This is a genomic window from Chryseobacterium sp. SG20098, from assembly GCF_031844745.1.
Lineage (GTDB): Bacteria > Bacteroidota > Bacteroidia > Flavobacteriales > Weeksellaceae > Chryseobacterium > Chryseobacterium cucumeris.
On the sequence record NZ_CP134622.1, the window covers coordinates 3,438,293 to 3,460,484 of the forward strand.

Here is a 22,192-nt window from a genome sequence, read left to right on the forward strand (position 1 = left end):
CGATAAAATTTTCATTAATGGCTCCATCAGACATCACATTGCTCAAAACTTTTACTCATTACTTTTTGCATTTCGTTTTTCCAATATTTATCGCATTAGTTTTTTATCGTAAAAATTGGAAAAAAGCATATTTTATTCTTCTCGCTACCATGCTGGTAGATCTGGACCATCTTTTTGCCAATCCTGTTTTTGATCCGTCAAGAGAAAGTATAGGTTTTCATTTTTTACATTCTTATTATGCCATTGCGGTGTATTTTTTGCTGTTGTTCTTTAAAGGAAATATCAGGCTTATCGGAATCGGGCTTCTGTTTCATATGTTCACAGATTATCAGGATTTTAACTTCTGGCCTCATTAAAATATTATTAATATTTTCTTTTAATATTGAAATTATTATAGATTTTTTGTATTTTGTAGTCACGATATGAGACTAAAAGAACTTTTACATTATACCTATATTTTTCCTATTCTGGCGGTAGGATACTACTTTTCCGGTTTGATGGGAAATGGTGTCCTTTATGATATTCTGGCCGGTGTTTTATTGATCGGAAGTGTTTTATCAGCAGTACATCATGCTGAAGTTGTAGCTCATAAAGTAGGGGAGCCTTTCGGAACAATCATCCTGGCGCTTTGTATCACCATTATTGAAGTAGCACTTATCATCTCGCTGATGGTTGCCGGCGGAGATCAGGCGATCACGCTGGCCAGAGATACCGTTTTTGCTGCCGTAATGCTTATTCTCAACGGAATTCTTGGAATATGTATTTTGGTAGGCGGCGTTAAATATCATGAACAGTTCTTTGCAAGAACTTCAGCAACTACTTATCTGGTGAGTATTGTTTCCATTCTGGTACTTACCCTTGTTCTTCCCAATTTTACTTCAAGTGTCAACGGACCATTCTATAACGAAGCTCAGCTTATTTTTATATCTATCGCATGTCTTGCCATTTATGGGGTTTTCCTGATGGTACAGACTGTGCGCCACAGAAGTTATTTTATTGTTCCTGATGAGCATCCTGAAGAACATTATATTCCTTCATTACCAAAAACACTTATCAGCTTTGTCTTTCTGGTAATCTGTCTTGTTATTGTTGTACTGATGGCCAAAGGATTGTCCGATACAATAGAAGGAATGGTACAGAGCCTTGGAGCTCCAAAATCCCTGGTTGGGGTAATTATTGCTGCCGTGGTTCTTCTTCCTGAAGGCGTTGCTGCAATCCGTGCAGCAAGAGCCAATCAAATCCAGTCCAGCTTAAATCTGGCATTGGGTTCTGCACTGGCAAGTATCGGACTGACTATTCCTGCGGTTTCAGCGGTATGTATTATGTATGATATTCCACTTGTATTGGGATTGGATAAAAAAGACATTATTCTGCTTTCTTTATCCGTATTTATTGTGATGCTATCTTTAAGTCGTGGAAAAACAAACGTCCTGTACGGGACTGTTCTGCTGGTGAATCTGGCAGCCTATATCTTTACAGTAATTGTTCCTTAGAAGGAAAAAGTAAAAAATTATAAATCTTTTTTATCTGTAAAATCCCGGAAGTTAACCTCGACATCTATATCCCGTACCCCGAATCCCGTATCACTACAACCTTCTCGCCAGCTCCATTTTGAAAGCCATCAGTTTTGCTATATTCTCTGACTTGTAAATCGCCATGTCGGCATTTTCGCCTACGAAATTTTCCTCAATAGTCGTACGCCAAAGCAGCAGCCATCTGTCAAAGTGCTTCTGTTCCATAGCTTGTATCTCATTAACCGGGAAGTGGACACCCATTGGATTTCCTTTATAGCTCATCTGCCCAAAAAGAATAGATTCCCAGAAAGAATACATTTTAGGAAGATGTTTATCCCAATCTACTTTAGCAATATCATTAAAAAAGAATCCAATGGTTTCATCTTTAACAACTTTGTTGTAAAATGAATTGACAAGGTGTTCAATATCTTCTCTTGATTCAAGCTTTTTCATACTTCAAAGTTAGTATAATTCGTATTAAAAATTTCAGTCGCGAAATTGATAAATTTCATGTAAACAGTATTTTAGAGAACAACATATTATAAAACAATGGAAAATTGGGAAAGATTAAAATTTGATTAATTCGCAAAAAAGCGCCTTAAAAGAATTCGTTTTTTGTAAATTTAATTATTAAACACTAAAAAATTATTAAAATGATCAAAAAAATCAATTCTGTTTGTATTCTCTTATTGATGTTTTCAGTATCATGTTCAAGGGATGAAGTGAGTGCTATGAATGATGATTCAGAAAAAGTACATTATTCTGAAGTAAAGAAATCACAGTTGACTGAGGAAGAGATGCTTCAGCAGGGCTGGAAAATTGTAGATGAGTTTAAATTACCAGGCAATAATAGTTTGGGTGCCAGCTATAGTTCGCCAAATGAAGAGCGTGAAATCCCTTTCAAGGCAAATCACCTAAAAGATATGGGATATGATGTCAGTTATTCAGGAGAAAGAACACGATTGAAAAACGTTTTTGCTTATTCCGGCCAGGTTCCGGATGGAATTATATTTAATCCAGACCTTTCTGTAGATGGAGATGCCCGGAATACAGCTCCAAACCCTAATGTTTCCATTGTTTTGGGAACTCCTCAGGTGACAATAAAAACGGACGGTGCAGATCTACCGGACAATGCTTACACTACGGAGGCAATTAACAATGGCGACAGAGAAAGTGAAATTACGGTAACCTATTCTTATAAAAAAGGATATTCTACTTCCTGGAAACGGACCGTTTCAGGTTCATTTGAAGTGGCAGCTTCAGTATCCGTTGATATTCCGTTAGTTGCAAAAGCTTCAGCAAGTACAAAAGTTGTTGTAGGAGGAGATACTACTGAAGGTACAGAAAATTCTGAAGAAGTTACTGAAACCAGCAGCTACAAAACCATTGTGCCCGCTCATTCTAAAAAAACAATTTCTGTCCTTACAAAATTGAAGGGATCATCCGTTGAATACTTTGTACCGATGAAATTAAAAGGAAGATTACAGGCGAACTTTCCCTCTCCCGTAGATGGACATTACTATTGGGCTTTTCCTATCGAAAGCTTCCCTGATTTTCTTACCAATATACACGGAGAGTCAGGGATCGTAAAATCTGTCAGCAATGTAAGTGTTACCGTACTGGAATCACCGGCACAAAAGATATAGAATTTCTCTTATTAAAAAAGGGTAAAAGTGGAGTATTGTTTTTTCATTTTTTCAGCAGTTTAATGTAAAGCGGGATTGCAATAATATAATTCAACTGGTGGTGTATTATTAAAAACAGGTAGGTATAAGTTTTTGCAATTATTTTAATTCTTAATTTTAGAAATAAAACTTTTAGGTTGATGTACAAGTATTTGGCAAAGCTATGATAGAAAAATAATCTGGCTCCTAATTTTTGTTCTCAAGATGGTTTTCACTGAGAGTTATTTTGATGAATTTTTTACAGGAATAGATGGCTATAGAAAGATCTAATGCATGGCTGAACAGCTTTCGTTCTTTACTCAACCATTTTGACACAACAGTATCAAATTGGAAATCTTTCAATTATATCGCCTTTATAGCAGTAGCTCTGAATAAATTTTATTAATCAAAAATTACAACAAGATGAAAAAAAATTATTTTATCCTTTTATTTCTGTTCTTCTTACAGATAGTTTTTGCTCAGCAATATAAAATGCCTATAGCTTATGTAAGTTCGTTACAACCACCACAGCCCGGGCAGGAGGCAGGAATGTGTAATGATAATAATGTGAATACACTTTATCATTCGCGGTATAATTTGAGTACTGCACTTCCGGATCAGTTAAATTTCAAATTTTCCAGTCGGGTAAAAAGTGTAAAAAAGTTGGTGTACAAGCCTAGAACAACAGGTCCTAATGGAATATGGACAAGTGTGAAGGTTTCCTATTCTACGCAATCCGATCCTTCTGTTTTTATAGCAGCAACCGGAGTTATTTCCTGGGCATCTGATAATACGGCAAAAACAATAGATTTGCCAACAGCAATTGTTCATCCTGATGTTATTAGGATTGATGTTCTAAGTGCTCAAAATAATTTTTCAAGTTGTGCAGAGATGGAGTTCTATTCTGAAGAACAGATGGACCCTATACAAACAGAATGTACACTTCCCACCAATGAGTTTTCAGGGTATGCGGATATTCCTGTGTTGCCTCAGGTGGCAGGATCTTCGGCTTCAAGTTTCCAATCGGGAGAAAATATAGAGAAATCCTTTGATGGTAATGTAAGTACGCTTTATCATTGCAGCTGGAATGCTACAGCAGCCACTTTTCCTATTTCTCTGATTTATAAGTTTGATGGGCAGACATCTATGAATTATTTAAGGTACACCCCAAGACAAGATGGCGGGCCTAATGGTCTTTTCGGAAATGTAAAAATAAGTTATAATACCATTTCTAACCCTGCTTATGTTGATATTGCTACTCAAAATTTTGGACAAACGAGTACTATTAAAACGGTAGTTTTTCCTTCTGCCATTACTCCTTTAAATATAAAGATTGAGGTTCTTGATGGTAAAAACAATTTTGCCAGTTGTGCTGAAATGGAATTTTTTCAGAACAGCCCTAATAGTTTTAATCTTTCAGCTTATTCAAATATTTTTAATGATACTCTTTTCAGTACTTTAAAACCAACAATAACCCAGCAGGATATTGATGCAATTTCCTCACCTTTCATTAAAGGGTTAGCTCAGTGTTTATTTAATAATACCTATAATAGAAAATACAGAGTTCAGACTTTTACGGCATATAAAACAATTGAATCCATAAACAACCAGTATAAGGTAGGGAATTATAATGGCTATGAAAATCCGACAGGGTTAGCATTTCAGGCTAATACTACTGCTATTGTTTTTGCCAAAGATATTACGGAGGCAAACAAAGTGTATTTAAAAATAAGAGATTTCGCTACTGAAGGAGCTTCTCCTGAAAAATCTTATGAATTGAAAAATGGACTGAATATTCTTAATATTACAAATGCCGGACTGGGATACATTTCATATTACACTGATGATGTAAATGCATTACCTGTATCGGCAAATATTACAGCAGGGATTGTAAATGGTATATATAAAAAGGGTACAACGTCTGCAGAATGGATTGAAATGCTGACTAATGATGTCTATCCAAAAATTGATATAGAAGGTTATTACACGAAACTGATGATGGATAAGTCTGTGATAAGCAATTTCCATTTCACCACCGCTCAGCCTTTAATTGATAAATACGATGCAATTGTTAAATCTGAAAGAGAAATGATGGGCTTTTTTAAGTTTAATAAAAATCTTAAAAACAGACAGCTTGTTTATACAGAATCTTCTGGAGGCTGGTATGCAGGAGGCCTGGGTGCTCATTTAGATCTCACTTGGGGGCTTTCAAATTCTGCTTCAGCAACTGGTCTGGACTTTTGGGGAGTCGCTCATGAATTAGGGCATGTCAATCAGATTAGACCTGGGCTAAGATGGATCGGAACGACAGAAATTACAAATAATATGTACTCGCTTTGGGCATATTACAATTTGTATTCACCAACAGGAGCTAACAGATTTACAAGACTGGAAGGTGAAATTGCTGATAAAACGGCTTTCCCTAAAGTGGCAGGAAACAGATTTGGAGAAATTATTATTCAAACCCAAATTAACGGGAAGAGTATTATGGATCAGTTCAGAACAGATTATGTGAATCCTGCAGATGCAAATTTCAGAAGCCTTATTCCGTTTTGGCAATTAGAATTGTATTATCAATTGGCGGGTGCTTCAAAAAGTGCATCTACGCTTGCATTTGATTCGGATATGTCAGATGAAGATACGCCTCCGGTTATACCTGCTGTTCCGGGAATAGATTATGCACATTGGTTTGCTACAGTAGCTGAAAAAGTAAGAAACACAAACGAAACCCAGCTTACCAATGGACAAATGGTCATGAATTTTGTGAAAAATACCTGTGACGCTGTGTAGGAAGACCTTACAGATTTCTTTACCAATACAGGTTTTTTAAAACCTATTAATGCTACAATTTCAGATTACTCAAACGGTCAGCTTACGATTACACAAAGTATGATTGATGATGTGAAAGCCTATGTTTTAATGAAGGGGTATGCAAAACCAGTATCTCCTGTGATTAATTATCTTTCGGCAAATAGCGTGAATGCCTATAAAAATCTTCTTCCTGTCTCAGGAATTACAGGAATTGGGGCCCAGATTGTGAACAATGCGCAAGGTCAGTTTTTATTGGTAAATAATTCTAAGTGGAATAATGCTGTTGCATTTGAAACTTATGATGCAGGTGACCAGCTCATCAGTGTTTCTATCGTAGGAACTGGAGATACTACATTGGCCAATACATATGTTGATTTCCCTTCCAATGCTTTGAAAGTATATGCAGTAGGATATAACGGGCAAAAAATTCTCGTTTATCCGGCAAATACTTTAGATGTTAAGGATAGTAAGACAAATAATAATGACTTTATTATTTATCCGAATCCCTTAAAGAATGGACAAAAACTGGTTATCCATATTAAAAATTCAAGAGAAAATCTGAACGCTGAATTATCTGATATGACAGGGACGTTATTGATTTCAGTAAAAGGCTCTCTAAGTGACATCAATAAGGAAATTAACGATAAAATAAAAGATCTGAAAACGGGAATTTATATTATTTCAATAAATAATGGGACCAATAAATATCAGTCTAAAATTATTAAAGAATAATATTAGTAATTAATTCGCCGGAATTTGAGATTACCCAATTGCCCCGCATGAAACGCTATTGTGTAATTGGGATTTAATAAATGATATAAACAGCAGAAAAATTTGAATTTCTGCTGTTTTTTTATTCATTTTAAGTAAACAGCTTTATAGAAAATCCATGGTAAAATCATCTATCATCTGAAGGGAGTAATTTAAAAAAATGATTACTTAAAAAATTAAGCATCATAATGCGTTCTATGCTTAACTTTGCCTTTTAAAATATCTGTATGCTGAAAGAAAGAGCTAATCATCAACTGGCTTATTGTAGAGGAAAATCATAATATAACAAAGTCAAAATGATTAAAAAATGACAGGAGGATTCAGAAAAAAGATCCGTCAGAAAAATGCGGAGAACAGTGGTTTCGGAACCAATGCCTCAGGAAGATTCATCAATAAAGATGGTCTCCCGAATGTTCAGCGAAGAGGCGTTAATGTTTTTAACAGGTTAAGCTGGTATCACACCATGCTGAATTTGTCCTCATTTCGTTTTATTTCTTATCTGGTTATCGCTTATATTCTCATTAATCTACTGTTTGCAATGATCTATTATCTGATTGGGGTAGAGCATCTCACAGGAATAGATAAAAGTGATCCACTCAATGAATTTATTGATGTCTTTTTCTTTAGTTCCCAGACATTCACCACAGTTGGATATGGGAGGATAGCTCCGGTAGGATTTTTGGCAAGTCTTGTAGCAACTTTTGAAGCTTTTCTGGGATTGCTTACCTTTGCCATTGCAACAGGGCTTTTTTACGGAAGATTTTCAAGACCACGGGCATATCTTAGATTTTCTGATATAGCAGTTATTGCTCCTTTTCAGGAATCTTCAGCATTGATGTTCAGGCTTGCTCCCTATAAAAATAATGCTTTGACGGATGCCGACGTAATTGTATCGGTAGCTATTGAAGTTGTGGAAAATGGGGTTGCCAAAAGTAATTTTTACCGACTTACCACGCAGATGAGTAAGATCAATACGTTGGCTCTCAACTGGACTGTAGTGCATAAAATTGATGAAAACTCTCCGTTTTACGGTTTTTCTGAAGAGGATTTTAAAAATACAGATCTTGAGCTCATCGTACAGGTACGCGCATTTGATGAAGTATTTTCAAATACGGTGGTTCAAAGATCTTCGTACACTACTGGAGAAATTGTATATGGAGCCAAATTTGTTCCGATGTATTATCCAAATAAAGAAAATCTCTCAACGGTACTGGATCTGGATAAAATTAACGAGTATAAAAAAGAAGAACTTCCGGAGTCCGTGAGAAACAAAGAATAAATGGATTTAGATTTTTATAAAAAACAAGCGATACAAAAGCAGAAAGAACACAAGAAATTTCTGGACGGATTAAAGAAAAAACCGCCCAAGAATCTCGATTATATAGTGCAGGAGACACATGATGAAGTTTTTGAAGAAATAGATTGTCTGCAGTGTGCCAATTGTTGCAAAACAACGGGACCTCTCTATACCGAAAAAGATATTGAGAGAATTTCCAAGCATCTCCGAATGAAGTCTGCAGACTTTGAAGCAAAATTTTTGAGAGTAGATGAAGATAATGATAAAGTATTGCAGAATCTTCCCTGTTTTTTTCTGAACGACGATAATACATGCTCTATCTACGACGTAAGACCAAAAGCCTGCCGTGAATATCCTCATACAGACCGTAAAAAGATTTATCAGATCAATAATTTGATGCTGAAAAATACAGTTATCTGCCCTGCAGCATTTGAATTTGTAGAAAAAATGATGAAGAATATAGGAAAATAGTTTTGTAAGCAGGAAGAGGGGAGATGGGGATTGGGAGCTCTCATCTTTGATCAGAAAAACTGCGACTTCTAATCTAATAAACTTCCTGCTTCCAACATCCCTCTTCCAGCCAAAGCACTCTAACTCATTTTTGCAAATTCCTCTTAAATAATTATAAAGTACGTTAAATAAGTCTTTTACACATAATTTTATAAATAATGTCTCGTTTAAGTTAAACAATCATTTAAATATTACATTATGAAAAAGTTATTTTTAACGGCAGCGTTTACATTAGTCGGAGTAATCGCAGTATCAGCACAATCAACACCACAAAAGCCGGCCGATACTTCTACTAATAACACTACGACAACTCAGACTCAACAACCGAATACACAGACTACAAGTCCTTCGGATCCAAAGAATCAACAGGAAAAATCACCTGCAACTACAATGGAAACTGCACCTGCAACGGATCCATCAGTAAGTACAACGCCTACTGATGCTACTAAGCCTGCAGATGCTCCTAAAGAAGAGAAGAAAGACAAAAAGAAGAAAAAGTAAAGCACTTAGCAAACACTAGTCGGAATCCTGAAATCTTGTATTTCAGGATTTTTTTTGTTCAATTTCTTCCACTTTGAACAATAAAATCTTGGTGACCAGATCCAGCGGCAGATTTTCAGTGATGGGAAATTGAACAGCTCCTTTTGAAAATTTATACTTTCTTTCCTCAAAATCTTTTTTAAAATTATGAATACCCTCAGCTCCGGGATAGAATCCGATATGCTTTTTATATCCCGCAAAATAAATCAACGGTTTTCCTTTGTACCGGAAGGCCGGCATCTGATACCCGATATATTCTTCCAAATCCGGAACCTGTAAATGAATTACTTTTCTAAGTTCGAGTAATTTTTTCTGTACATCTATCGGAAACAGAAGTATATATTCATCAATATTTTTAAAGGTGTTTTGCATCATATAAAAATAAAAAAAGCGCTGCATATAGCAGCGCTTTCTCCTTTCACTTTTTACTTTTTTCCCATTATCCCGGGAACAGGCTATATCAAAAAAGGTCGGGAGTTTTTCCCAACCTTTGTTTTTTGTTACACAACTCCTTGAGCCAACATTGCTTCTGCTACTTTTACGAAGCCGGCAATATTTGCACCTTTTACGTAGTTTACATAACCATCTTCGTCTTTTCCGTAATCTCTACAAGCTTTATGGATACCGATCATGATTTCCTTTAATCTTGCATCAACTTCTTCAGAAGTCCAGTTAAGACGGATAGAGTTCTGAGTCATTTCTAATCCTGATGTAGCAACACCTCCAGCGTTGGAAGCCTTACCAGGAGAGAATAATACTTTATTATCTAAGAAATAGTTGATAGCATCTAGTGTAGAAGGCATATTAGCCGCTTCAGTTACACAGATACATCCGTTTTCAACTAATTTTCTTGCATCATCTAAATCCAGTTCGTTTTGAGTTGCGGAAGGGAAAGCTACGTCACACTTCACATCCCAAGGACGTTTTCCAGCGTGGAACTCAGCTGATGGATATTTTTTAGCATAGTCTTCCGCTCTGTTATTACCAGAAGATCTAAGTTCTAATAAATAATCGATCTTTTCTCCGCTGATACCATCTTTATCGTAGATATATCCGTCAGGACCAGAGATTGTTACAACTTTAGCACCTAGTTCAGTTGCTTTTTTAATAACTCCCCACGCTACGTTTCCGAAACCTGATACTGTTACAATTTTATCTTTGAAATCCTGTCCGATCGTTTTAAGCATCTGCTCTGCGAAGTATACTACACCATATCCTGTAGCTTCAGGACGGATTAATGAACCTCCGTAAGCAAGACCTTTTCCTGTAAGAACTCCGGTAAACTCGTTTCTGATTTTCTTGTACTGTCCGAATAAATATCCGATTTCTCTTGCTCCAACACCGATATCTCCTGCAGGTACGTCTGTTTCAGGACCGATGTGTTTGCATAATTCTGTCATGAAAGCCTGGCAGAAACGCATTACTTCCATATCAGATTTTCCTTGTGGATCGAAATCTGAACCTCCTTTACCACCTCCCATTGGAAGAGTTGTCAAAGAGTTTTTGAATACTTGTTCGAACGCCAGGAATTTAAGAACTGATAAGTTTACAGTAGGGTGGAAACGGATTCCTCCTTTGTATGGTCCAATAGCAGAGTTCATTTGAATTCTGAAACCTCTGTTAACCTGAATTTCTCCTTTGTCATCAACCCATGGAACTCTGAAAATAATAATTCTTTCAGCTTCAGCCATTCTTTCAAGCAGCTTCATTCCGGTATATTCTTTTTTAGTAGCAATGAATGGAATTACGGTTACGGCAACTTCTTTTACAGCCTGTAAAAATTCCGGTTCGTTAGGATTTTTTGCTTCAATTTTTGCAATAAACTCTTGGATTTTCTGGTCAATATTATATTGTTCCATATATTAAGGTTGAATATTATTGTCAACAAATTTAATTTTTTTTTCAAGATTCACAACACTATATTTTAACATTGTTAAAAATTAAATAATAATGTTCCGTAATATTATTAAATTGATAATTTGTGTTTAAATTTTATTAAAAATGAAATGTTATATATGAAATAATGCAATATTAAGAAATCATTAAATCTTAAATTGCGATGAATTGCCTCCCGGAAAATGATTTTACTTTCCCTAAAAGTTCCAATTCTAAAATTATTGGTAAGATTTTATGAGTAGGAAGATCAATTCTCATGGAGAGATCGTCTAAACAGATTTGAGGATAAGATTGAATAGATTGATATATTAAGTTCTGATTGTCAGATAATTGTGGTTTGGTCTCGCTATAAGGAAATAACTCTTCCATTTTTTCTTTAGGATCATTTAATCCAAGGAGTTCTATAAGATCTTTTATGGTAGAAATTGCCGTTGCTTTATTATGGAAAATCAGCTGATTACATCCCTGGCTAGAACTGTCTGTAATTTTTCCAGGCAGTGCAAAAACATCACGGTTATAATCATTGGCAAAGGCTGCTGTGCTCACAGAGCCTCCTCCGAAACCGGTTTCCACTACAATCGTTGCAGGGGATATTCCTGCCACAATTCTGTTTCTCTGGATAAAATTTTCCCGGTCAGGTTTTCTGGAAGAGCTGAACTCCGTTATTAATGCTCCTCCTTCCTGTAAAATTTTTTCAGAAAGTTTTCTGTTTTTTGCCGGATATAGATATTGAAAACCATGTGCAAGAACAGCTACAGTGGGCTTTTGATGACAAATAGACTGTTCATGAACTTCTTTATCGACGCCTAAAGCGAGACCGCTTATGGATGTATATTTTGAGGATCGTGTTGCTTCAAAAAAGTTTTCAATAAACTGTTTTCCATAAGCGGTCATATTTCGGGTTCCTACAATACTTATTTTTGGCTGTGCATCCTCAATATTCCCTTTTTGATAAAGAATAGCGGGAGTATCATTACATTCATTAAGTAGAGACGGGATTTCTTTGAGGTGTTTTAACCTGATTTGAATATTATTTTTTTCGCAAAAATTTAATTCTTCTTCTGCGAATTCCAAATGAGACTTATTTCCAATATCTGAAACTGTTCTTTGCCCTATTCCTTCCAGCTTTTTATATTCTTTTCTGGCTCTATTCCAGGCTTCCTGAGCGCTTCCGAAAGTACAGACAAGTTTATGAAAATGGATATCACCAATCTGGCTGCATTCGCGGAGGGCGATGGCATAAAAGTATTCTTCTGAGGTCATGTGTGTTTTTTTTCAAATGTAATGAAATAAGTTTTATCTTTTTCTCAATTCATCCAAATGGTCCCAGATATCATCTTTTTTCTTGTATGGAAGTTCCATAAAGTCTTCAGGATGATTTTCCTTGTATTCCTGCCACAATTTATCATCTTTTTCGCTGTAATAATTTGGAAACTCCCAGATAAATTTTTTCTTCTTTTCGCCAACATTTTTAAAAGCAAATGCAATAATACTGCCTACTACAGCTCCTGAAAGATGGGCCTGCCAAGAAATTTTGCTCGGCTCCTGCATGTTGTAAAACAGTTCTTCAGGAAGCATCCCCCATATCAAACTGCCATAATAAAGCACAACAAGCATTGAAATTGTGAGAAGCTTCGTATTCCATTTAAATACCCCGCTGAAGAATAGGAAAAAAGCGAGTACATAAACCACGCCACTTGCTCCGATGGTACAGGTGTACATATATTCACCGGTAAGAATATCAATAGGAGGAAGAAGCCATACTAAAAGTCCCGTTGCCAGCCAGCCGATGATAAAAACTTTGTTGGCCACCAATGGATAAAACTGATACAGCAAAAACATAAGTGCTGCTATGGGAATGGAATTTCCTATAATATGATCGATATTTCCATGTAAAAGGGGAGAGGTAACTACACCAAGCAATCCCTCGGGTAAGAGAGGAATAATGGCTCCAAAACAGCTTTGAAAAAAGCCCTGCATTTGTAAAAAATACCCGAACCACATCGCTGAAAGCATTAGCAATGGGTATATAACCGCTCTTTTGGAAATTACATTTTTGAACATATGGGTTTTACGTCAAATCAAAAGCCAATGATAAATTTCGGAAAATTTGTCGATGAATAAGTTTCTACCGTCCTGATTTTAAGACAAAAGGTGTTAAATTTAACTTTTGAACTCATTATTTGGCATTGATTTTATAGAAATATCTTGTTATGAGGTAATTCAACTTTATAGAAATTGGTTCTTTTAAAGCTGATTTTAGCTTTTAAAAAAATTATATTAATATTTTTGCATTGAAAATTATTTAGAGTAATGAAGAAGTTTTTATTGATTCTTTCCTGTTTTATAGGAATATATGCAAGTGCACAAGAAGAATTGAAAAAAGATTCCGCAGTGGTAGATACCATAAAATACTGGTCGGTTTTAGGAAAAAACACATTAATGATTAATCAGGCTGCCTTTTCAAACTGGGTAGGCGGTGGTGCCAATAACGTTGGATGGCTTGCCGGATTGAATTATAATCTGACGTATGAAAAAGATAAAGACCTTTGGGAAAATATCATTATTCTTGGATATGGGCAGAATGATACAAAAGGCCAGGGTATCAGAAAAACACAGGACGTTATCAATGTTTCTACCAATTATGGACGAAAATTCTCAAAAAGCTGGTATTTCTCTATGGGAGCAGGGTTTCAATCACAGTTTGCTGCAGGATATGAAGACGGAAATAACCCTGATGCGAAAAAGATATCCAATTTTATGGCACCGGGCTACCTGAACGTCGGGATGGGTATCACATACAGACCCAATGATGATCTCACTGTAACGTTACGTCCTACCAACGCCAGATGGACATTTGTACTGGATAAAGACCTTCAGACAGCAGGCAGCTATGGTTTAAAAAATGATGGAGATACTTCGTTATTACAATTCGGTTTTCTGGGAACAGCAATATATAAATTGAAAATAATGGAAGATATTTATTTAACCAATACGGCTTCTGTCTTCTCGAATTACCTTGATAACCCGGACAGATTAGTTCTTGCCTATGGAGCTTTGCTGAACCTGAAAGTGAATAAATACATATCCTCCAATGTGACCGTAGACTTGCTATACGATCATAATCAGATAGAGAAAACACAGCTGAAACAAACTCTTGGAATCGGATTTGCCTATACGCTCGCAAATGGTGTAAAACGTTCTGATCGCAAAGACAGCCAGTGGTGGATCAAAAAATAGTTTGGAAAATTTATATTATAGTTAAAAAACACTTCAGAAATGAGGTGTTTTTTCTTTATAAAATTCTGTAATTTTAAGTTGACTTAAGTTTGATTAGGAATTGTTTTGTTTACAAGTCGTTTAATTTCAGTTGTTTATGCGCGTATTTTTAGTTATGTTAAATTCATTTTAAAGTGAATTTTATGATGGCATAAATTATTATTTATACATTTGTAATAAATCAACATTATGAAAAAACTTTTATTGATCAGTTCTATCTCTTTTGGAGCTGTAGCATTCGCTCAGGAGGCTAAGACAGAAGCTCCGGCATCAGACACCATTAAAGCATGGTCTATTCAGGGGCAAAATACATTAATGCTTAACCAGGCTGCCTTTTCAAACTGGGTAGGAGGTGGAGCTAACAACGTTGGCTGGCTTGCTGGTGTTAATTACAACCTGACGTATGAAAAAGGGAAAGATCTTTGGGAAAATATTATTATTCTGGGATACGGGCAAAATAACACACAGGGAACCGGAGTTAGAAAAACACAGGATGTCATTAATCTATCTACAAACTATGGTAGAGAATTTGCCAAACATTGGTATTTGTCTGCAGGAGCAGGGCTTCAGACTCAGTTTGCTCCGGGTTATGAAGATGGAAATAATCCTGATGCAAAAAAGATTTCCAATTTTATGGCTCCCGGATATCTGAGTGTAGGAGCAGGGGTTACATACCGTCCCAATGATAATCTTACAGTTACTTTACGGCCTGCAAATGCCAGATGGACTTTCGTTTTAGACGAAGATCTTCAGAAGGCAGGAACTTACGGTCTTAAAAACGATGGAGATTCTTCTCTTTTCCAATTCGGTTTTCTGGGAACGGCAATGTACAAGCTGAAAATTATGGAGAAAATAACCTTACTGAATACGGCTTCTGTATTCTCAAACTACCTTGATCATCCGGACAGGCTTGTCCTTGGATATAGCGGAGTTTTAAGCATGAAAATCAATAAATATATTTCTACCAACGTTACTTTGGATCTTTTGTATGATCATAATCAGATATGGAAGACTCAGTTGAAGCAGACTTTAGGCGTAGGATTGGCTTATAATTTTGATAATGGTAAGAAACGTTCAGAAAATAAAGATAACCAAAGCTGGTTGAAAAAATAAGTAGAAACATACTATATGATACAATAAAAAAGCACTTCATTTTGAAGTGCTTTTGTTTATCAATATATAGGTCTTAGAATTCTATATCAACTCCTAATTTCTCAGCTAAAAGCTTTGAAATTTTCTCTTTTAGAGGCTCTATATCAATGTTTTGCATTGCATCATTCGCGAAAGCATATAAAAGTAATGCCTGAGCTTCTTTTTTAGAAATTCCTCTTGCTCTAAGGTAGAATAAAGCATCTTCATTCAATTGTCCTACTGTACATCCGTGAGAACATTTTACATCATCAGCAAAGATTTCTAACTGAGGTTTTGTATCAATACTTGCTCCTTCACTTAGCAATACGTTGTTGTTTTGCTGGTAAGCGTTTGTTTTCTGTGCAATTTTGTCAACAAAAACCTTTCCGTTGAAAACTCCGTGGGCATTCCCATCAAAGATTCCTTTGTAGTTCTGGTAACTTTCACAGTTCGGGAAGTTGTGGTGAACTGCAGTATGGTGATCTACCAACTGATCTTTCCCAATAATGGTGATTCCGTTCATGAATGAATTTATATTAGATCCATTATGAATAAAATCAAGGTTGTTTCTTACCAGTTTACCTCCGAAAGAGAATGTGTTTACCGTAGTTAAGCTGTCCTTCTCCTGTTTTGCAAAAGTATTATCGATAAGATAGGTTGTGTTGTTATCGTTCTGAAGCTTGTGCCAGTCAGCTTTTGCGTTCGGATAGGTAAAGATTTCCGTCACAGAGTTTGTCAGTACGTAAGTGCTGTCAAAATTATGGTGGCTTTCAATCACTTCTACTTTTGCTCCTTCTTCTACGATCAAAAGGTTTCTGGTATTGTAGAATGTGTTTTCCTCCTGATTCTGAGAAATGTAAAAAACGTGGATTGGCTTTTCAATCACTACATTTTTAGGAACTTTAAGGAAGAAGCCATATTTGCAGTAAGCAAGGTTCAGGTTCGTAAAAGCCTGTTCTTTGGAAGCAATCGTATTGAAATACTTTTCAAAAACCTCTTTATGCTTCTCATCATTCAATGCATAATTGAATGAAAGGAATTCTACATTTTCAATAGAAACTTTAGATAACTCTTTGTGAAGCTTACCGTTTACAAAAACAATCCAATCAAAATTTTCTTCTCCAAGGTGTAGTTCATCAAACTGCTCTTTAGTGATATTGTGGTGCTCTTTCGGGAAGAAGTTGTAGCTTTTTTCCGTGATCTCCTTTAGATTGGTATATTTATATTCTTCGTCTTTTTTAGTAGGAAAACCAAGGTTTGCAAATTTCTGAAGCGCTGTTTTTCTTTCCTCATCCAGAAATCTGTGACGAAGACTCTCCAAAAATTCATTATGGTTCTCTATAATTTGTTCTTTTAATGCCATTACTGGTATATCTGTGGTTTGCACCATTTTTTCTTTTTTTATTAACTAAAATATTGTTATTCCGAGGAATAGGAAAACCAATTTTTAATAGTAGAGATTCTTTTCTGCCATATTGTATGAATGATTACAGGAAAGGTTAATCTCTGAAATAATATATATTCTTCTTAGTTAAGAAGCCAGTCGTAACCTTTTTCTTCAAGTTCTAATGCTAAAGACTTATCACCTGTTTTGATGATTTTTCCATCTGCTAAAACGTGAACAAAATCAGGCTGAATATAGTTTAGTAATCTTTGATAATGCGTAATCAGAAGAACTGCATTTCCTTCATTTTTAAAATGATTTACTCCATCTGCTACGATTCTTAAAGCATCGATATCCAATCCTGAATCAGTTTCATCAAGAATTGCCAGCTTAGGATTAAGCATCATCATCTGGAAAATTTCATTTCTTTTCTTTTCACCTCCGGAGAATCCTTCGTTCAATGATCTTGAAAGGAAATCTTTTTTAATTCCCAGTTTTTCAGACTTCTCACGAATTAATGCAAGCATTTCTTTTGCCGGCATTTCTTCCAGTCCGTTTGCTTTTCTCGTCTCGTTCAAAGCAGCTTTGATAAAGTTCGTTACAGAAACTCCCGGAATTTCCACTGGATACTGGAAAGAAAGGAAAATTCCTTTGTGAGCTCTATCTTCAGGAGCATCTTCACTGATATCTTCTCCCTGGAAAAGGATCTCTCCACCAGTCACTTCATAATCTTCTTTTCCAGCAATTACAGAAGATAGGGTAGATTTACCAGCTCCGTTTGGTCCCATGATCGCGTGAACTTCGCCCGGCTTTATTTCAAGATTAATACCTTTTAATATTTCTGCGCCATCTTCAATTTTGGCGTGAAGGTTTTTAATTTCTAACATTTTATTTGCTTAAACAAATTATTTTTGAATTCTATATACTAAACTTTCAGGCTGACCAGGGACATCATTCAGCGTCCCGATTTGGATCATACCTGCCTTTTCCAAAACTTTAATAGAAGCTATATTGCTGGGACGGACAATTGCGAATATTTCTTCTTTATTGTCTTGATTTAATCCAACATCTATAACCTTCTTTGTGAATTCTGTGGCGTATCCCTTCCCCCATGCCTGGGAAGCAAAACGATAACCTAAATTCAATTTTTCTTCTTCTCCGTAGAGTTTATAGCTCAGCCCTCCAAAACCTACTATATTTTCTGGATCATCTTTTTCAACAATCACCCAGCCTCCAAAACTATATTTTTCCCAATGATCAAGCATTCTGGCAAATGTGCTTTCTGCTTTTTCAAAATTCATTGGTCCGCCTGGATTGTGAATATTGGTTTGAGGATCATGATTAATTTCAAAGAATCTTCCAAAGTCTTCTTTTGTAGGTTTTCTTAAAATTAATCTTTCTGTAGCTATCATATTTTTTCTATCCTACTGAACCTTCTAATGAAATTTCCAGTAATTTTTGTGCTTCAATGGCAAATTCCATCGGAAGCTTGTTCAAAACTTCTTTACTGAAACCATTCACAATCAGAGCAATGGCTCTTTCTGTATCAATACCTCTCTGGTTACAGTAGAAAATCTGATCTTCCCCGATTTTTGAAGTTGTAGCCTCGTGCTCCAACTGTGCCGTAGGGTCTTTGATTTCAATATAAGGGAAAGTATGAGCTCCACATTCATTACCCATCAATAAAGAGTCACATTGTGAAAAGTTTCTTGCTCCTTTTGCAGAAGGCATTACTTTTACCTGTCCTCTGTATGAGTTTTGTGATTTTCCAGCAGAAATACCTTTTGAAATAATCGTTGATTTGGTATTCTTTCCGATGTGGATCATCTTTGTACCTGTATCTGCATACTGGTGGTTGTTGGTAACCGCAATAGAGTAGAACTCTCCGATAGAATTGTCTCCTTTAAGGATACAAGATGGATATTTCCACGTTACTGCTGAACCTGTTTCAACCTGTGTCCAGGAGATTTTTGCATTTCTTTCGCAAAGTCCTCTCTTCGTTACAAAGTTGAATACACCTCCTTTACCTTCTTCATTACCAGGATACCAGTTCTGTACCGTTGAATATTTAATTTCAGCATTGTCTAAAGCGATAAGCTCTACAACCGCTGCGTGAAGCTGGTTTTCATCTCTTGACGGTGCTGTACATCCTTCAAGATAAGAGACATAACTTCCTTCATCAGCTACAAGAAGCGTTCTTTCAAACTGTCCTGTTCCTGCCTGGTTGATACGGAAATAAGTAGAAAGTTCCATCGGGCATTTTACTCCTTTAGGAATATAACAGAAACTTCCGTCAGAAAATACTGCGGAATTCAATGCTGCATAAAAGTTATCTCCTCTCGGAACTACTTTTCCAAGATATTTTCTTACCAAATCAGGGTGGTTTTTAATAGCCTCAGAGATCGAGCAGAAAATAATTCCTTTTTCTGCCAGTGTATCCTGGAAAGTGGTTTTCACAGAAACTGAGTCCATTACGATATCTACAGCAACTCCTGAAAGTCTTTTTTGCTCTTCGATATTAATCCCTAGCTTTTCGAATGTTTTCAATAGTTCAGGATCTACTTCGTCAAGGCTTGCCAGTTCAGGCTTTACTTTTGGAGCAGCATAGTAACGGATTGCCTGAAAATCTGGTTTTTCATATTTGATATTAGCCCACTCAGGCTCTACCATTTTCTGCCAGATTTTGAAAGATTCCAATCGCCATTCAGTCATCCATTCCGGCTCTTCTTTTTTAGCAGAGATCGCACGGATGATGTCCTCGTTTAAACCAGTCGGGAAGTCTTCATAATCAATCTTCGTCTCCCAACCGAATTCATATTTTTTATTTTCTAGATCGACTCTTAGATCGTCTTCTGTATATTTACTCATTACTTTTTTTTAGATTTCAGATTTTAGATTTCAAAATCCAGAGTAGCTCTGAGGTCTGAAATCTAGGATCTAATGTCTTTTCTCTAAAGACTAAATGATTCCCCGCATCCACATGTTCTGGATGCATTCGGGTTGTTAAAAACAAACCCTTTTCCGTTCAATCCTCCTGAATACTCAAGAGTTGTTCCTGCTAAATAAAGGATGGATTTTTTATCTATAATAATTTTAATGTTATTATCTTCAAAAATCTGATCTGTGTCTGTTTTTTCGTTGTCAAACTTTAAAACATACTCTAAACCAGAGCATCCGCCGCTTTTTACCCCTACTCTTATATAATCTTCAGCAGGGTTAAAACCATCTTCCGTCATTAACTGGATGGCTTTCTCCTTTGCATGGTCTGATACTTTTATCATTGTATTTATTTAGAATGATTTAATGATGCAAAAATACGAACTAATTTCCGCAATCTCAAATCGAAGATATCTATTTTAATGATTCTGATATTAATAGCTATTTCTGCGAGGATAAATTATGTTAAAAAAAGATAAACTAAGCCGTTTACTGTTAAGGTTTTATTTATAATTTTAACCTTGAATCATATTTTGAATCTATAAAGAATATATATAATGAAGCAATAAAGGAGAAAACTTGTCAAAAAATAGATACAATAAGTCTTTCTTTTGATAATGCTCAATAAATAAAAATATAAATGAAAAAAATAGGTATTATCGCATTGGCGTTCTTTATACAGAATGTTTCTGCACAAACCAACAGATTCGTATATCAGGTGACGATGAAGCCTGATGCGGAAAATAAAACAGATATCAAGACTGAAAATGCTTATCTGGATATTTCTCCGGAAAAATCAGTGTTTTATTCTGAAAACAGAATCAAAAGAGATTCTATTATGCAAAAAGCATTTCAGAGCGGAGGCGGAAGAGCAAGCATCAACAGAGATCAGATGGAAGGATTGAGAACAAATATCAGCTATTCCATTGAAAAAGATAAAACAAATCAAAAGACTTATTTCAAAGACAGAATTGGGCGTGATATTTATTCATATGAAGAAGACAGACCACTGAACTGGAAAATAGAGTCAGAAACGAGAAAAATAGGCGAGTATAAAGTTCAGAAAGCTGAAACTGATTTTGGTGGAAGAAAATGGACGGCGTGGTTTACAACTGACCTGCCTTATCAGGACGGACCTTATAAGTTCGGTGGACTTCCGGGACTGATTGTAAAAGTGGAAGATGATAAAGGAGATTATTCTTTTGATCTCATGAAAAACTATAAAATTGCTGAGTTTCCGGCTTTGAACCAGTTTGGAAATACTTTGAAAGTAAAAAGAACAGATTATATCAAGCAGCAGCAAAAATTTAAAGCTGATCCAATGTCGTTTATGAGCCAAAGTGGAGGTGGACAAGGTGGATTTTCTAATACAATAAGAATAGGCGGAGGCGGAAGAGGTCCCGGCGGCGGAAATCAAAATCCTGCCGATATGAGAAAAAGAATGGAAGAAAGGGTGAAAGAAGAGGCTAAGAAAAATTCAAATCCGATCGAATTGCAATAAATAAAAAAGCGGTCTTAAGTCAAGACCGCTTTTTTATGTCATTATAATTTTTGATAAAAACTATTTTAATAGCTGGTTGAAAGTATCACCCTGTCTGATGTCTCCGGTGTTGTACCCTTTCATAAACCATTCTTTACGCTGTGCAGAAGAGCCGTGAGTAAAACTTTCCTGATTCACATATCCCTGTGCTCTTTTCTGAATATTATCATCGCCAACCGCTTCGGCAGCATCTATGGCAGACTCAATATCTCCTGGTTCCAGAATATGTTTGCTGTCATTGGTTCTTTTTGCCCATACTCCGGCATAGAAATCAGCCTGTAATTCTGTAGCAACGGATACTCTGTTCATCTGCTCTTCGGAATATCTTCCGCTTCTTCTTAACGCATCTACTTTCTGTGTAGTTCCCAAAAGGGTCTGAACATGGTGTCCTACTTCATGTGCAAGAACATAAGCTACTGTAAATTCTGTTACTTTAGCGCCGAATTTTTGCTGAAGTTCACCAAAAAAACTCATATCCATATAGACTTTCTGATCTGCCGGACAATAGAATGGTCCCATAGCAGATTGAGCAGTACCACATGCTGAAGATGTTGTATTTTCGAAAAGAACTACCTGAGGAGCACTGTAAGTCATTCCATTTTCCTTAAAAATCTGATCCCAGGTAAGAATATTCCATTTGGCCATCATATCAACCATTTCTCCAACTTGTTTTTCATCGGCTGTAAGCTCTCTCTGTTCCCCGGAATTTCCTGAAGACTGCATGCCGCCAGAATTCAAAATGCCGGATGGGTCACCTCCCAAAAAGAATACGATGGCTGCTATAATTAAAGTTCCGAGTCCGCCTCCTACAATCATACCGCCACTTCCGCCTCCTGAACCACGGCGGTCATCAACGTTTCCGCCTCTGTCGTCTGTCCATTTCATACTAATAAATTTATGGGTTAATTTAAATATTTT

At 36.1% G+C, this 22,192-nt stretch carries 22 protein-coding genes and 1 pseudogene; 12 read left to right on the forward strand and 11 right to left on the reverse strand.

Annotated features, from left to right (window positions below; genetic code table 11):
• The first annotated feature begins 17 nt into the window (after positions 1-17).
• Both RHP76_RS15790 and RHP76_RS15795 read left to right on the forward strand, forming a co-directional pair.
• Positions 18-356 carry a DUF6122 family protein gene (locus RHP76_RS15790; protein WP_062673068.1) on the forward strand — a complete coding sequence of 113 codons (339 nt, stop codon included), beginning with the start codon at positions 18-20 and terminating at the stop codon, positions 354-356.
• A 66-nt stretch (positions 357-422) separates the two neighbouring features.
• The gene (locus RHP76_RS15795) at positions 423-1,493 is read left to right on the forward strand and encodes a calcium:cation antiporter (RefSeq protein WP_062673070.1); all 1,071 of its coding nucleotides are present in this window, start codon (positions 423-425) and stop codon (positions 1,491-1,493) included.
• 93 nt (positions 1,494-1,586) lie between these two features.
• On the opposite strand, the gene RHP76_RS15800 is transcribed toward RHP76_RS15795, so the two are convergent.
• Entirely contained in the window at positions 1,587-1,967 is a 381-nt protein-coding gene (locus RHP76_RS15800; RefSeq protein WP_120232413.1) for a group III truncated hemoglobin, read from the reverse strand.
• A gap of 200 nt (positions 1,968-2,167) precedes the next feature.
• On the opposite strand from RHP76_RS15800, the gene RHP76_RS15805 reads away from it, so the two are divergent.
• The 7 genes and pseudogenes from RHP76_RS15805 to RHP76_RS15835 all read left to right on the forward strand — a co-directional run bounded on the left by RHP76_RS15805 (position 2,168) and on the right by RHP76_RS15835 (position 9,068).
• The gene (locus tag RHP76_RS15805; RefSeq protein WP_288444259.1) at positions 2,168-3,160 is read left to right on the forward strand and encodes a hypothetical protein; all 993 of its coding nucleotides are present in this window, start codon (positions 2,168-2,170) and stop codon (positions 3,158-3,160) included.
• Positions 3,161-3,452: 292 nt separating this feature from the next.
• A pseudogene (locus RHP76_RS15810) lies at positions 3,453-3,584 on the forward strand (IS5 family transposase); the annotation flags it as partial.
• 17 nt (positions 3,585-3,601) lie between these two features.
• Positions 3,602-5,968 carry a M60 family metallopeptidase gene (locus RHP76_RS15815; protein WP_311228563.1) on the forward strand — a complete coding sequence of 789 codons (2,367 nt, stop codon included), beginning with the start codon at positions 3,602-3,604 and terminating at the stop codon, positions 5,966-5,968.
• A gap of 99 nt (positions 5,969-6,067) precedes the next feature.
• Positions 6,068-6,721, forward strand: a complete 654-nt coding sequence (locus tag RHP76_RS15820; RefSeq protein ID WP_311228564.1) for a T9SS type A sorting domain-containing protein — start codon at positions 6,068-6,070, stop codon at positions 6,719-6,721.
• Between the two features lie 346 nt (positions 6,722-7,067).
• Positions 7,068-8,039, forward strand: a complete 972-nt coding sequence (locus tag RHP76_RS15825; protein WP_062673079.1) for an ion channel — start codon at positions 7,068-7,070, stop codon at positions 8,037-8,039.
• Entirely contained in the window at positions 8,040-8,528 is a 489-nt protein-coding gene (locus RHP76_RS15830) for a YkgJ family cysteine cluster protein (RefSeq protein WP_062673081.1), read from the forward strand.
• 237 nt (positions 8,529-8,765) lie between these two features.
• A complete protein-coding gene (locus tag RHP76_RS15835; RefSeq protein ID WP_062673083.1) occupies positions 8,766-9,068 on the forward strand; it encodes a hypothetical protein in 303 nt (100 codons plus the stop codon).
• Between the two features lie 42 nt (positions 9,069-9,110).
• Here RHP76_RS15835 and RHP76_RS15840 read toward each other — a convergent pair whose 3' ends face one another.
• From RHP76_RS15840 to RHP76_RS15855, 4 genes are all read right to left on the reverse strand, one after another.
• The gene (locus tag RHP76_RS15840) at positions 9,111-9,506 is read right to left on the reverse strand and encodes an iron chaperone (RefSeq protein WP_228432354.1); all 396 of its coding nucleotides are present in this window, start codon (positions 9,504-9,506) and stop codon (positions 9,111-9,113) included.
• Between the two features lie 101 nt (positions 9,507-9,607).
• Complete coding sequence (gene gdhA / locus RHP76_RS15845) at positions 9,608-10,966, reverse strand: NADP-specific glutamate dehydrogenase (RefSeq protein ID WP_062673086.1); 1,359 nt, start codon at positions 10,964-10,966, stop codon at positions 9,608-9,610.
• Between the two features lie 190 nt (positions 10,967-11,156).
• Positions 11,157-12,266 carry a DNA-processing protein DprA gene (gene dprA / locus RHP76_RS15850; protein ID WP_120232417.1) on the reverse strand — a complete coding sequence of 370 codons (1,110 nt, stop codon included), beginning with the start codon at positions 12,264-12,266 and terminating at the stop codon, positions 11,157-11,159.
• Positions 12,267-12,299: 33 nt separating this feature from the next.
• Positions 12,300-13,067 (reverse strand): rhomboid family intramembrane serine protease, encoded by a 768-nt coding sequence (locus RHP76_RS15855; RefSeq protein WP_079240009.1) that lies wholly within the window; start codon positions 13,065-13,067, stop codon positions 12,300-12,302.
• Positions 13,068-13,316: 249 nt separating this feature from the next.
• Here RHP76_RS15855 and RHP76_RS15860 point away from each other — a divergent pair, with 249 nt between their 5' ends.
• Together RHP76_RS15860 and RHP76_RS15865 are read left to right on the forward strand one after the other, a co-directional pair.
• Entirely contained in the window at positions 13,317-14,243 is a 927-nt protein-coding gene (locus RHP76_RS15860) for a DUF3078 domain-containing protein (protein ID WP_311228565.1), read from the forward strand.
• A 228-nt stretch (positions 14,244-14,471) separates the two neighbouring features.
• Positions 14,472-15,395, forward strand: a complete 924-nt coding sequence (locus RHP76_RS15865; RefSeq protein ID WP_311228566.1) for a DUF3078 domain-containing protein — start codon at positions 14,472-14,474, stop codon at positions 15,393-15,395.
• 73 nt (positions 15,396-15,468) lie between these two features.
• Here the strand turns inward: RHP76_RS15865 and sufD are convergent, their stop codons facing one another.
• The 5 genes from sufD to RHP76_RS15890 form a co-directional block, all read right to left on the reverse strand.
• Positions 15,469-16,776 (reverse strand): Fe-S cluster assembly protein SufD, encoded by a 1,308-nt coding sequence (gene sufD / locus RHP76_RS15870; protein WP_311230265.1) that lies wholly within the window; start codon positions 16,774-16,776, stop codon positions 15,469-15,471.
• A gap of 164 nt (positions 16,777-16,940) precedes the next feature.
• Positions 16,941-17,684, reverse strand: coding sequence for a Fe-S cluster assembly ATPase SufC (gene sufC, locus RHP76_RS15875; RefSeq protein ID WP_047376159.1), 744 nt, complete (start codon positions 17,682-17,684; stop codon positions 16,941-16,943).
• Positions 17,685-17,702: 18 nt separating this feature from the next.
• Complete coding sequence (locus tag RHP76_RS15880) at positions 17,703-18,209, reverse strand: GNAT family N-acetyltransferase (RefSeq protein WP_311228567.1); 507 nt, start codon at positions 18,207-18,209, stop codon at positions 17,703-17,705.
• Between the two features lie 7 nt (positions 18,210-18,216).
• Positions 18,217-19,665, reverse strand: coding sequence for a Fe-S cluster assembly protein SufB (gene sufB, locus RHP76_RS15885; protein ID WP_062673097.1), 1,449 nt, complete (start codon positions 19,663-19,665; stop codon positions 18,217-18,219).
• Positions 19,666-19,748: 83 nt separating this feature from the next.
• Entirely contained in the window at positions 19,749-20,078 is a 330-nt protein-coding gene (locus RHP76_RS15890; RefSeq protein ID WP_062673099.1) for a HesB/IscA family protein, read from the reverse strand.
• Between the two features lie 296 nt (positions 20,079-20,374).
• Here RHP76_RS15890 and RHP76_RS15895 point away from each other — a divergent pair, with 296 nt between their 5' ends.
• The gene (locus RHP76_RS15895) at positions 20,375-21,235 is read left to right on the forward strand and encodes a GLPGLI family protein (protein WP_120232422.1); all 861 of its coding nucleotides are present in this window, start codon (positions 20,375-20,377) and stop codon (positions 21,233-21,235) included.
• 60 nt (positions 21,236-21,295) lie between these two features.
• On the opposite strand, the gene RHP76_RS15900 is transcribed toward RHP76_RS15895, so the two are convergent.
• Positions 21,296-22,159, reverse strand: coding sequence for a KPN_02809 family neutral zinc metallopeptidase (locus tag RHP76_RS15900; protein WP_062673104.1), 864 nt, complete (start codon positions 22,157-22,159; stop codon positions 21,296-21,298).
• Positions 22,160-22,192 lie beyond the last annotated feature (33 nt).

Excerpts from the sequence above, each read along its gene's own strand:
- RHP76_RS15790 (WP_062673068.1), top strand. The coding sequence starts at position 18 with ATGGCTCCATCAGACATCACATTGCTCAAAACTTTTACTCATTACTTT.
- RHP76_RS15795 (WP_062673070.1), top strand. The coding sequence starts at position 423 with ATGAGACTAAAAGAACTTTTACATTATACCTATATTTTTCCTATTCTG.
- RHP76_RS15800 (WP_120232413.1), bottom strand. The coding sequence starts at position 1,967 with ATGAAAAAGCTTGAATCAAGAGAAGATATTGAACACCTTGTCAATTCA.
- RHP76_RS15805 (WP_288444259.1), top strand. The coding sequence starts at position 2,168 with ATGATCAAAAAAATCAATTCTGTTTGTATTCTCTTATTGATGTTTTCA.
- RHP76_RS15815 (WP_311228563.1), top strand. The coding sequence starts at position 3,602 with ATGAAAAAAAATTATTTTATCCTTTTATTTCTGTTCTTCTTACAGATA.
- RHP76_RS15820 (WP_311228564.1), top strand. The coding sequence starts at position 6,068 with ATGATTGATGATGTGAAAGCCTATGTTTTAATGAAGGGGTATGCAAAA.
- RHP76_RS15825 (WP_062673079.1), top strand. The coding sequence starts at position 7,068 with ATGACAGGAGGATTCAGAAAAAAGATCCGTCAGAAAAATGCGGAGAAC.
- RHP76_RS15830 (WP_062673081.1), top strand. The coding sequence starts at position 8,040 with ATGGATTTAGATTTTTATAAAAAACAAGCGATACAAAAGCAGAAAGAA.
- RHP76_RS15835 (WP_062673083.1), top strand. The coding sequence starts at position 8,766 with ATGAAAAAGTTATTTTTAACGGCAGCGTTTACATTAGTCGGAGTAATC.
- RHP76_RS15840 (WP_228432354.1), bottom strand. The coding sequence starts at position 9,506 with ATGCAGCGCTTTTTTTATTTTTATATGATGCAAAACACCTTTAAAAAT.
- gdhA (WP_062673086.1), bottom strand. The coding sequence starts at position 10,966 with ATGGAACAATATAATATTGACCAGAAAATCCAAGAGTTTATTGCAAAA.
- dprA (WP_120232417.1), bottom strand. The coding sequence starts at position 12,266 with ATGACCTCAGAAGAATACTTTTATGCCATCGCCCTCCGCGAATGCAGC.
- RHP76_RS15855 (WP_079240009.1), bottom strand. The coding sequence starts at position 13,067 with ATGTTCAAAAATGTAATTTCCAAAAGAGCGGTTATATACCCATTGCTA.
- RHP76_RS15860 (WP_311228565.1), top strand. The coding sequence starts at position 13,317 with ATGAAGAAGTTTTTATTGATTCTTTCCTGTTTTATAGGAATATATGCA.
- RHP76_RS15865 (WP_311228566.1), top strand. The coding sequence starts at position 14,472 with ATGAAAAAACTTTTATTGATCAGTTCTATCTCTTTTGGAGCTGTAGCA.
- sufD (WP_311230265.1), bottom strand. The coding sequence starts at position 16,776 with ATGGCATTAAAAGAACAAATTATAGAGAACCATAATGAATTTTTGGAG.
- sufC (WP_047376159.1), bottom strand. The coding sequence starts at position 17,684 with ATGTTAGAAATTAAAAACCTTCACGCCAAAATTGAAGATGGCGCAGAA.
- RHP76_RS15880 (WP_311228567.1), bottom strand. The coding sequence starts at position 18,209 with ATGATAGCTACAGAAAGATTAATTTTAAGAAAACCTACAAAAGAAGAC.
- sufB (WP_062673097.1), bottom strand. The coding sequence starts at position 19,665 with ATGAGTAAATATACAGAAGACGATCTAAGAGTCGATCTAGAAAATAAA.
- RHP76_RS15890 (WP_062673099.1), bottom strand. The coding sequence starts at position 20,078 with ATGATAAAAGTATCAGACCATGCAAAGGAGAAAGCCATCCAGTTAATG.
- RHP76_RS15895 (WP_120232422.1), top strand. The coding sequence starts at position 20,375 with ATGAAAAAAATAGGTATTATCGCATTGGCGTTCTTTATACAGAATGTT.
- RHP76_RS15900 (WP_062673104.1), bottom strand. The coding sequence starts at position 22,159 with ATGAAATGGACAGACGACAGAGGCGGAAACGTTGATGACCGCCGTGGT.